At 40.2% G+C, this 10,378-nt stretch carries 9 protein-coding genes and 1 tRNA gene; 1 reads left to right on the top strand and 9 read right to left on the bottom strand.

All coding sequences use genetic code 11. The features are described 5' to 3' along the window. The first annotated feature begins 19 nt into the window (after nucleotides 1-19). Nucleotides 20-487: an Lcl C-terminal domain-containing protein gene (locus tag PQG45_RS02110; protein ID WP_316070218.1), complete on the top strand. Its 468-nt coding sequence runs from the start codon at nucleotides 20-22 to the stop codon at nucleotides 485-487. On the opposite strand, the gene PQG45_RS02105 is transcribed toward PQG45_RS02110, so the two are convergent. The 9 genes from PQG45_RS02105 to rpoN form a co-directional block, all read right to left on the bottom strand. Beyond that, a complete protein-coding gene (locus PQG45_RS02105) occupies nucleotides 479-1,522 on the bottom strand; it encodes an alkane 1-monooxygenase (protein ID WP_316070217.1) in 1,044 nt (347 codons plus the stop codon). The two genes, PQG45_RS02110 and PQG45_RS02105, sit on opposite strands and share 9 nt — an antisense overlap. A 33-nt stretch (nucleotides 1,523-1,555) precedes the next feature. Beyond that, complete coding sequence (locus tag PQG45_RS02100) at nucleotides 1,556-2,713, bottom strand: glycosyltransferase (protein ID WP_316070216.1); 1,158 nt, start codon at nucleotides 2,711-2,713, stop codon at nucleotides 1,556-1,558. A gap of 1 nt (nucleotide 2,714) precedes the next feature. Then, entirely contained in the window at nucleotides 2,715-3,617 is a 903-nt protein-coding gene (locus PQG45_RS02095) for a glycosyltransferase family 2 protein (protein WP_315576739.1), read from the bottom strand. A gap of 57 nt (nucleotides 3,618-3,674) precedes the next feature. Then, nucleotides 3,675-5,576: a hypothetical protein gene (locus tag PQG45_RS02090; protein ID WP_315576740.1), complete on the bottom strand. Its 1,902-nt coding sequence runs from the start codon at nucleotides 5,574-5,576 to the stop codon at nucleotides 3,675-3,677. A 257-nt stretch (nucleotides 5,577-5,833) separates the two neighbouring features. Beyond that, on the bottom strand, nucleotides 5,834-6,496 hold the full coding sequence (locus PQG45_RS02085; RefSeq protein ID WP_315576742.1) for a hypothetical protein: 663 nt from the start codon (nucleotides 6,494-6,496) through the stop codon (nucleotides 5,834-5,836). Between the two features lie 50 nt (nucleotides 6,497-6,546). Beyond that, entirely contained in the window at nucleotides 6,547-6,846 is a 300-nt protein-coding gene (locus tag PQG45_RS02080; protein WP_315576744.1) for a hypothetical protein, read from the bottom strand. Between the two features lie 532 nt (nucleotides 6,847-7,378). Then, a tRNA-Arg gene (locus PQG45_RS02075) sits at nucleotides 7,379-7,452 on the bottom strand. 121 nt (nucleotides 7,453-7,573) lie between these two features. Further along, nucleotides 7,574-8,785: a PQQ-dependent sugar dehydrogenase gene (locus tag PQG45_RS02070; protein WP_316070215.1), complete on the bottom strand. Its 1,212-nt coding sequence runs from the start codon at nucleotides 8,783-8,785 to the stop codon at nucleotides 7,574-7,576. A gap of 58 nt (nucleotides 8,786-8,843) precedes the next feature. Continuing rightward, nucleotides 8,844-10,283 carry an RNA polymerase factor sigma-54 gene (rpoN, locus tag PQG45_RS02065; protein WP_316070214.1) on the bottom strand — a complete coding sequence of 480 codons (1,440 nt, stop codon included), beginning with the start codon at nucleotides 10,281-10,283 and terminating at the stop codon, nucleotides 8,844-8,846. Nucleotides 10,284-10,378 lie beyond the last annotated feature (95 nt).

The following is a 10,378-nucleotide window of genomic DNA, read 5'->3' as shown; positions in this document are numbered from 1 at the left end:
AGACTTATTTTATCTAATTTTGAAAGATATTACCAACAAACACCATCCGATGACGATTCGTAACTTATTCATATTCAGCATCCTTTCATTCTGTTTCTTTGCATCTTCTGCTCAAAGCCCGAATAAAAAGCTTCCCAACGTTAAAAATGGTGGATATGTTATCTATGAAAAAAACGGACACGGCTTAATCGTAGCTGTTGAAAATCTAGGCAAACTGGATTACAACGAAGCATTAAAAGCATGTGATTCTTTACAGGTAGGCGGATTTTCCGATTGGCGATTGCCTTCCAAAGAAGAATTCGAATTGATTCATCCCAAATTGAATCTTAAAAAAGTAGGCGGAGGAAGCATTTTCCAATCATCCTGGTATTGGACATCATCAGAAGTAGACAAACAAAATGCTTGGACACATAATCTACAGACAGGACTCCAAGCGTCTTACTTCAAGGATTTCAAATGCTTCGTGAAAGCAGTTCGATCATTCTAACACGCCGTATTTACGCATTTGTCGGTCCATGATGGCGAAATACACCGGTGGAATCAAAGCTAAAATCAACATACCAGGATATCCCGTAGGCATTTGAGGCGCACCATCGTGGTGGCGCAGTATTTGGTATTTTCTGGAAGCCAAGTAATGATGATCGCTATGCCGACTTAACTCAAAAAGCAGCACTCTACCCAATTGATGATTACTGTTCCAAGAATGTTCCGGCTGAACACGTCCGTACCGATTATTCGCATTTAAAGGACGAATCAATCCATAATGCTCAATGTAATTAACAGCTTCAAGCAATAATATTCCAATCATTGCTGAAATCAAAAAATAACCTAGGGTAGTTAAACCCCAAATCCCATATATTCCCAACAGTAATCCTGCTTGAAATAAATGAAAGAATAACATTTCATTATGTATAGACCAAAAGCCGACTTGTTGGTTCTTCAAAATCTTCGCATTAATCCGCCAAGCACTCATGTAGGTTCCGGGAATTGTTTGGAAGAAAAAAGCAAACACACTTTGCCGATATTTGGCTGTACTCGGATCATCTGGCGTGCTCACATGCGTATGATGACCGCGATTATGCTCGATAAAAAAGTGCATGTACAAGCTGGTTGACAACAAAATTTTTGACATCCCTTGTTCCACCTTGTTGCTACGATGTCCTAATTCATGCGCTAAATTAATTCCAAAAATACCAGCCAATAATCCAGCGGTTACGATTCTCCCGATTCGATCTAGCGTAGAAATATCAGCTTCAGCTACAGCATTTAAAAAATAAAATAAACAGACAAGATGCAAGGCAAAGGCTACATACAACACAAGGTCATAAATCGGATTGTTTTTGGCAGCGATTTCATCCTCATCCGATAAATTCTGTTCATTAGCGGGCAAGAACAATTCTGCGAATGGAATGAATAGAAAGCTAAAAAGGATGCTGGCCCAACAAGCCATTCCAACAGAATGGTAAGAAAGCCAGGCTCCGGCAAATAAGATAAAGGGAAGAATGTACTTGATAATGCGCATAGCTAATCAACTTATTTCCACAATAATAACAATTTAAACTTGTTTTATTGCCATAATAAAATCAGCAGCGACTTGCTCAATTTGATAGTTGGCCAAAAACAAAGCCCGTGCATTTTTTGCTAATCGAGTTTGCAAATCAGTATCTGTATAAAGTTTCTGCATCGCTTCCAAAACCGACGCTTGCGAAGGTTCACAGATAAGCGCCGCATCGGCAGAAATCAGTTCTTCGGCAAAACCAATCCGCGTACTTAATATACTCGGTTTGCTATACGCAAGCGCTTCTAACGCGGCAATCGAAAAACCCTCCGAGTAACTTGGCAGTATAAATGCATCCACCTGCTCTAATAAATACGCTTTATTGGATCCGGTAACAACATCAAATACATCAATATTCGCATGCGGGTAAGTTGCCAACTGCTTATCTAATTCCTCTGAATAATCATCTTGAGGACCTGCAATAATTAAATGGATGGCTGAACCATGGAGACGACTTAGTTCTTCAAATGCATGCACCAATATATCCAAGCCCTTCTTTCGATTGATTCGACTTAAAAATAAAAACACAAAAGAGCTTTTGGCCTTAATTTTCACAATGCGATCAACAAAATCAGGCGCAGGAGCTGGCAAGGTTGATTTTATCGGATCCTCAATTCCGTTGGGAATGAATACAATTTTCGAACGCAAGTCGGGGAATAAATCCAAGACAATTTGCTCCTCTTCCCTACTGATCACGTGGATCAAATCTGCCTGTCGGAGGAAACGTTTTTGCATAACATTCCAGAGCAGTTTTTTCTTCCAAGCGGACCGATTCCAAGCATAGGGATCTAAAAAACCATGGATGGTAACAATTTTTTTAGCCTTGTTAGGGATAATAAATGGCAGTAAAGCGCCAAAATACCAAAGTCCATGAATATGAACGTATTGAAAAGAATTCCGTTTTCGAATAAACCAAAACAACAAAGTCCACGAGAATTCCGAAAGGATACGCGAAAAAATACTCTGCTTAAATATTTCTAAATGAACACCAGGAGCGGTAGGATAAGCGTGATGCGCTTGATCCATAGAACTCGCAATCGTGACGTCCATGCCGGAATCAATCTGAAAGCGAGAATGATTCAAGATCACACTGGCAGGTCCTCCTGATTCGTACGAATAGGAACACAAATGCAATAAATGATCTTTTTGATGCATGTTAAAATTCAATCTTCCACTCCTGCTGAATGATTTCCTTCAAGCGTTCCGGATTGCTTTGCGCGGCTTTTTCCGCCTCATAGATATTCATATCGACTAAAAGACGATACCAAAGCCCTTGCATAAAATGAAATACCCAAACCTTCGGATGATCCAAGAATCCTAATTGGAATATAAACCGAAAGATAAAATAGGCCACAGCACGCAAGCCAAGAGGCAACCGATTATACAAACTATTTTTAGCTGTACGCTTCACATGTGCTTGGCTGTTACCCGCCGCCGACAAATCAGTCGTAAACGTGAATTGATATTTTTGATTCAATACATCCGCAGCTTCGCGGCGTGCATAATTATTGTGCTTACTTACCCACCAATGCATGGAATTCAAATTTTCATCCACGACATGCTCCGCAAAACGAATGGTTTCCCCTTGCGAAAGAACGATATGTTCATCCATCAAACGCTGTTCACAGGCACCTAAACCTGTGCGCCAGAGTCGCAACAGATGAATCGGATAAAACCCTCCAAATCGAATCCATTTTCCTTTAAATAGCACTTTACGTGTAAACTCGATTCCAGAAATATGGGATGACAGGGCTGCCAATTTTAGGTTGATTTCTTGTTGAAGCTCCTCGGTCAAATATTCATCTGCATCAATCCGCAGGGTCCATTCGGTTTGTATTTGCGCCGCTTGAATACCCCAATTCAACTGTTTGGCGTAATTATTTTCCCAAGCATGTGCATATACTTCAGCCCCTAAACTGCTAGCAATTTCAATTGTACGGTCCGTGGAAAAAGAATCAATGATGCAGATACGCGAGCAAACCGCTTGCAAGCTTTTGATACAGCGAGCAATGTGTTTCTCTTCATTAAACGTCAAAATGATTGCCGTAATTTGGGTCATGCACCTAGAATTTCAACAAATTTACCATTAGCCCGTGGATTCACAAGGCATTTAGCGTTATTCTATCCGATAGTAACGATGCGTGACGAGAATGACGGGCTTGAATCCTCCGTGAAAAAATTGTCCTTCGCTGAATTTAATGGATTCTAAGGTATTCGAAGAATCCGATGTTCCGCTATAGAATTTTTTGGCTTGTGCTAAATTCAAGATTAAGTTATTTGACCAAAAACCTTTTTTCAACAAATTAGGCGCGACACGAATACGCTCACGAACATTTCCCGATTTAAGTTCTGCCATTAATTGGGGCGGCTGAAACAATAGATTAACCAAATTGCCTTGTGAACTATACGCTGTTTCAAAGGTACTTTCACGTAAATACCCGGCTTGTAGAACGCCCAATTTAATCTCCTTCCCGAGTGAATGACGCGCATACCGCGTAAATACCAACCGAAGTTTTCGATGTTGCGGTTTACGGGCAAATAGCAACATAGAATCATTGGAATCTACGATTTCATAATGCATCAACAAAGCTTTTTGGGTAAAGGATTCCTCAGACCATGGATACTTTAAGCTTGATTTTTCCAAGCCATAAATAACAAAATCGGGGGCTTTTTTCGACGCAAAATAAACTTCATTTAAACTGTCCAAATAGCGATCACCTGCTAAATAACTCTGAAGCGTAGGCCGAGGCGCATAATTCAATTTATGCGTATTGACCCAGGAAACCTCATAAGGAATGACGTCAACGGAATGTTTGGCAATCCGCTTTAAAAATGTTTCGGGCAAGCGTTGTCCAGCAGGTGCTGGCTCCCGTTTTCCTTGGAAATAATTCGCCAAAATATAGGGGCGGTATTTGATACCATGCCAAAGACCAAGCGCCGTAAATCCGACAAGCGGAACATATAAATACACATAGAGGGCAAATAACACGGGCATTAAAAGCAAGTAAATGCGTCGCATTGCTAACAGCGTAGAATGTGCAACGATTAAAAGTCCCACATAGGTCATCAATTTAACATAAGCCGTAAAATGCCCCGAATCTGCGCGCACAAAGCTGTATTTCAACAAAACAAACGATATCCCTAGTCCTGTAGCTAATAAAAAATACTCCGACCAAGCTTGCTTTGGGGCATACATGACCAGGTATAGCGTAAAAACCACCTGCAACAGGAAAACGCCATAAGTTGCGGCAGTCATCTTTTCGAATGCATCTGGAAAAACGGACATCCCCGCATTGTAATTGGCGATGATGTGTAAACTCGTTTTAAAATACAGGAATAAGTTGGTATCCAGGTATTGCGCCCAAGCCATAAGTGCCACCACAAACAAACCGACAAACAATACACCCAGCCACCAAGATAGTCGCTTTTGAATGACCATCACGACAATTAAACCCGCTAAAAATGCCCAAACGATGATCCCATAATTAGCCTTGCTGAAAAATATAATACCTAATAAAAGAAAGGATAGAGCGAGAGAAGCAACGCGTTTACAAGTTGATTCGGCATAAAGGGCAACAAATCCATGATACATCCCTAAAAACATCCACAGAAAAGCGGTGGTTTCTCCAATCATCTCAAATGAAAAGAGATTGAAGCAGAAAAATACGATCAGATGGTAGTATTTAGCCTGTTTGGGAAAACAGGTGGCATGAAAATAGATGAGATTCAGAAAGAAAAAACCATCATAAAGCAATTGCTTCCAAGCGGGAACTAAGATGGGAAGTCGGTAAATGTAAGACCCTAAAGGCCCATAAGTAAATACGAAATCGCTCCCCCAAATTCCTTGTTTGCCCCGCAATAAATTCAGGGCAATTTGCCAAGAAGGATCTAATCCAAAACCGGGCTCTTCAAATAAACGTAAATAAGGAAATGTTAGATAAACTATACCAAAAGCGTACAGCCAAAAATGCCATGTTTTTTGAATGGGTTCTCGTAAATAGCTAAGGATTGAATTCAATTCAAATAATTATAGAAAACAAAGCTAAGGATAAATACAAAAAAGACCCACACGTTCGTGCAGGTCTTTTATCTGTGGTCAATAAGGGTTAATATTTTCACCTTCGTAAACTTGAAATATTGAAAAAGATTTGATTGCCACGGAGTCACATTTATCAAGCCTAACGCTTAGAGCAAAAATGCGGCTTATGGGATATTTTACAAAATGATCATAAGGTCGGCCTAAATGGATTATCGAATACCATATTGTGTATTAATCTAATTTCCAGCTATTAACCTCATCATAGGCCCAATCTTACCCCCATGAAATGAGCTAAAAATGATCCATTCATTTTGACTCGTTGGACGCACAAAAAACCGTTTTTTTGTAGAATATCTCCCCAACGCGATCCGATCCGTTACTTCATTTATATCTTTTGATTTTGCAAAGAAATTCACAATAAAAATAATACCATTTGGGGGAATAGTTAGGTAATCTAATTTGAGAGGTAGCTCGTTCCAACCTATTTTATTGGATGAAAACGCAAGCTCTTGTTTATTTAACAATGCTGAAGGGAGTGAATCGGTTCCCAATGAATAAACTAGAATTTGAAAAGTATAGTTATTGGAACTAAGTTTATCAAAATAAATCTTCAATTTTCTAGGTCTTTTACCAATTAGATTTTCATCATCAAACAGCATCCCGATTTGAGATGGAGCTTTGGTAATAAATGAATAATTCTTTTTTCTTTTGGGTTGCTCGGTCTCAACTATTTCAAATTTATCCGATAAAACTTTCACTTCTTCGAGCAAATATGATTTTGTTGAATCAGAATTCTGCGCTATTTCAACCTTCAATTCGTTAGGGTACGCATTAAATTTAAATAAAAGCAGACCCATCAAGATAATTAAATTCAGATGTACAATTCTTTCATTTTTCATATACGTAAATACTTTTATTAAAATTAAATACATTTTTTGAATAATAGTATTTATTCGTTTTCAGGGCAAGGTTGTGTTACTTGTGCTATTCGATGCTCAACTTGAAAGCCAAAAAAATATTTATATTCATCATAATAATAAACACAATGTGAATTGTCTGGTAGATGGGAATGACTAACACCTTGTGATCCTCCATCTAAACCACAAATTGAACGACTCCAACCGAAAAATCTCCATTCGGGTTCACAACCTACCGTTGGATCATAGGCATAAATAAAAAACGGCAAAACTATCGCCATGGCAACGAAATAGTATTTTTTCAGAGCATAAAATGCAGCTATTTTCTTCATTTTCTGAACATTCGATCCCCTACTCTTGAGTGGTTTTTCGGGTTTCACCATTGCCTCGCAGCATGCTCCAAATCTATCGCATAGAAATGCCCATATCAATACCACTTAGGTAGTATTCTAGTGGTATTTTGGTAGTATAAATAGATTTCAAGTGGACTTGACGGATAATATCATCAGAAATAGCATGTGGTTTTCGATCTAAATCGAACGAAAACAATAAAAAGGTATCAGGGAATAATGCTCATGATTAGAGCAACTAGGTATTTGTATGTTTGATCAACTTTGGCGTAAAAAGAGCATTTCATTTAGGCCACATTTGCTACATGAGATTGATCAACATTAATGCTAATAAGGCTTAAAATCATCTATTCAGCAATCTTAACATATAAATCGGCTTACACTTTTTATTACTGCTGAGCTAGCTAATAGGATTTAGCATAATTAATGTGGGGAAGTAGACTCACTGCAGTTAAGCCCGCATGAATATCGTAAATACAAAAAGACCCACACGTTCGTGCAGGTCTTTTATCAGTGGTCGCGTAGGGATTCGAACCCCAAACCTTCTCATCCGTAGTGAGATGCTCTATCCAGTTGAGCTACGCAACCATTGCCCTTTCGGGACTGCAAAGGTAGAAATAGTTTTTAAAAATCGAAACATTCATTCGAAAAAAAATATCGAAGCAGAATCATCAAAAAAGCTAAGTGCATCGTTCACAAGCACTTGCTGCTATTTTTTAAATTGAATCCGATAGATACTTCCTCCTAAATCATCACTAACATACAGCGATCCATCCGGTCCTTCCGCCAATCCACAAGGACGATGCTGAATAGGTCCCGTCGGCTTTGCCAAATCCGTTCCAGCAAAATTATCCGCAAATATCTCCCATTTCCCACTCGGCTTGCCGTTTTTAAAAGGTACAAAGGCTACCAAATACCCTTTCTTCAATTCCGAAGATTGGCCATGAAAGGCAATAAATGCACCCTGTTTATACCTTGCGGGGAATTGATTCCCTTGGTAAAACAGGATGTCATTCGGACCCATGTGTGCCGGAAAAGCGACAACCGGATTCAATGCTTTTTCTCCTCCCGTCTTCTTTCCATCGCCTCCATATTCGGGAGCAACGATTTTCTTGTTTTGCTTTTGGTCGTAATAGATATAAGGCCAGCCGGCATCTTCACCCGCCTTTTTGAATTCATACATCGCCTCGGCAGGTAATTCTTGCGATTGCTGTGGCGTGTAGTATTGCGGATAAAAATCGTGGAATTGTCCCCGACCGTGTGCCATGGCAAAGAGCGATTGCGTTTGTGGATTCCACGTAATCCCCACCGCATTTTTCAAGCCTGTGGCATATCGAATACCATCCTTAAAACCTTGATTTAATTTATTCGCATCAAATTGCCATACCCCACCCGCAGAATCCAATACCGCACATGGGTTCATGCCTTGACCGGTGCCAGGGACCCGACAAGGATCATTCCAGGACCCAATTGTCACATAAATATGTTTTTTACCTGCATCAAAAACAAAGGGCTTGGCATTATCCCGACCATGATCGGGTAATCCATCTACAATAGTTTCAAAGGTATTTAAGTCGGCAATTTCGCCTTTTGCATTCAAGGCATAGCGAAAAACACCCTTGTTTGATGATGCATAAAAATATTCGCCATCAATCATGATGCCAGTTCCAGGATATTTCCCAAAAAGGGTTTCTTCCTCAAAAACCCCATCTTGATTCGTGTCTTTGAGCTGAATAATCCCATTCCCATCCTTTAATTTGGATAATTTGGCATACACATGGCCTTGTTTGGAAACAGCAATGTGACGCACGGAACCTTGATTTTTAGCGATTTCAGCAACGGAAAAACCCGTAGGAACTTTAATTTCTTGAGCAAAAAGCATGGAGGGAACCAAGAGGCCTAAAAGCAACATTTTTTTCATTGAATGATAGGTTTAGAATCCACAAGGTAATAGAAAATCAACTAATTGCTACACGGATTTACTCCATTTTTCTACGCAAACGAGCAACTGGTATTCCCAACTGTTCGCGGTATTTGGCTACGGTCCTGCGCTTTACGACAAAGCCTTTTTCTGCCAACAAACCTTCTAATTCCTCATCGGAATAGGCATGGCCAGCTGATTCGCCAGCAATTAAATCTCGCAAGATATTCTTCACTTCTCTGGTAGAAAAATCCTCCCCAGACTCATGCGTAATCCCCTCCGAAAAGAAATACTTCAAGGGATACATCCCAAAATCTGTTTGTACAGATTTAGCCGATACCACCCGAGAAACCGTCGAAATGTCCATTTCGATAACTTCCGCGATTTCCTTCATGCGCATGGGCTTCAACTTGGATTCATCTCCCGTCAAGAAAAAATCATACTGTTGGCCTACGATACTTTCCATCGTCTTCAGCAAGGTTCCCTGCCGCTGCTGAATCGCTTGAATGAACCAAGAGGCAGAATCCAACTTATGTTTAATGAAGGTAACCGCTTCCTTGACCTCCTTTTGTTGCTTATCCCCTTTGGAATAAGTTTGTAACATCTCCTGAAATGACTTGCTCACACGCAATTCTGGCGCATTCTTGCCATTTAATTTAATGTCCAATTTCCCGTCCGACTGGCTTACAATAAAATCAGGTTGTAAAAACGGCGCCACCTCCCCTGCTTCACTTCCTCCGGGCTTCGGGTTTAAATGCGTAATGATGTTGATGGCTTGCTTAAGTAAAGCCTCATCGACACCTAATTTCTGTTGTAATTGACTGTAATGCTTTTTCGAAAACTCATCAAAATACTGATCAATCAAACGTATCGCTACTTGCAACGCATGCTCGTCGGCAAAATGTTTGCGGTGCAACTGGATAGACAAACATTCCTGCAAATCCCGCGCTCCGATTCCCGCAGGATCCAATTGCTGAACTTGTAAGAGTACTCGTTCCACTTCTTGGTAGTCGGTCTCAAAGCCAACCGTAAAAGCTAAGTCATTGACAATGCTCTCAATATTCCGACGTAAATATCCGTCGTCTTCTAATGAACCTATCAATTGTTCGGCAATGATGCGCTCCCGTTCGTTGGTAATCACAAAACCAATTTGCATCAACAAGAATTCCTCGGCACTTGGAACGGTGGGCATCGGACGCTCTCGCATCTCCTCGTTGGGATCATAGGAATCCCCCGCCATTTTATAGCCCGCATAATCATCTTGTAGATAATCATCAATGGCCATTTCATCATTTGCGAGGTCATCTACCGTCTCACGATCCTCCATTTCCTCCAATCGCTCCTCGGAAATCCCCTCTTCCAAAGCAGGATTTTCCTCCAATTCCGCTTCAATCCGTGCAGCCAATTCGGCTGTAGGGATTTGCAATAACTTAATCAGCTGGATTTGCTGCGGAGAAAGTCGTTGCTGTTGCGACAAATTAATGGATAAACCTTGCATAAGGGCGTAAATTTAAATGCAAAAATAATTGAAAAAATTCGGTTTTTTTGTGGTATTTTTGAGGCTTATTGCGCCCAATACAGGGCTACTGAGAA

This window comes from Aquirufa regiilacus (assembly GCF_032470275.1).
Lineage (GTDB): Bacteria > Bacteroidota > Bacteroidia > Cytophagales > Spirosomataceae > Aquirufa > Aquirufa regiilacus.
Note: the sequence above shows the minus strand (reverse complement) of the source record. Positions and strands in the feature narration are given on the sequence as shown.

Excerpts from the sequence above, each read along its gene's own strand:
- PQG45_RS02105 (WP_316070217.1), bottom strand. The coding sequence starts at position 1,522 with ATGCGCATTATCAAGTACATTCTTCCCTTTATCTTATTTGCCGGAGCC.
- PQG45_RS02100 (WP_316070216.1), bottom strand. The coding sequence starts at position 2,713 with ATGCATCAAAAAGATCATTTATTGCATTTGTGTTCCTATTCGTACGAA.
- PQG45_RS02095 (WP_315576739.1), bottom strand. The coding sequence starts at position 3,617 with ATGACCCAAATTACGGCAATCATTTTGACGTTTAATGAAGAGAAACAC.
- PQG45_RS02085 (WP_315576742.1), bottom strand. The coding sequence starts at position 6,496 with ATGAAAAATGAAAGAATTGTACATCTGAATTTAATTATCTTGATGGGT.
- PQG45_RS02080 (WP_315576744.1), bottom strand. The coding sequence starts at position 6,846 with ATGAAGAAAATAGCTGCATTTTATGCTCTGAAAAAATACTATTTCGTT.
- PQG45_RS02070 (WP_316070215.1), bottom strand. The coding sequence starts at position 8,785 with ATGAAAAAAATGTTGCTTTTAGGCCTCTTGGTTCCCTCCATGCTTTTT.
- rpoN (WP_316070214.1), bottom strand. The coding sequence starts at position 10,283 with ATGCAAGGTTTATCCATTAATTTGTCGCAACAGCAACGACTTTCTCCG.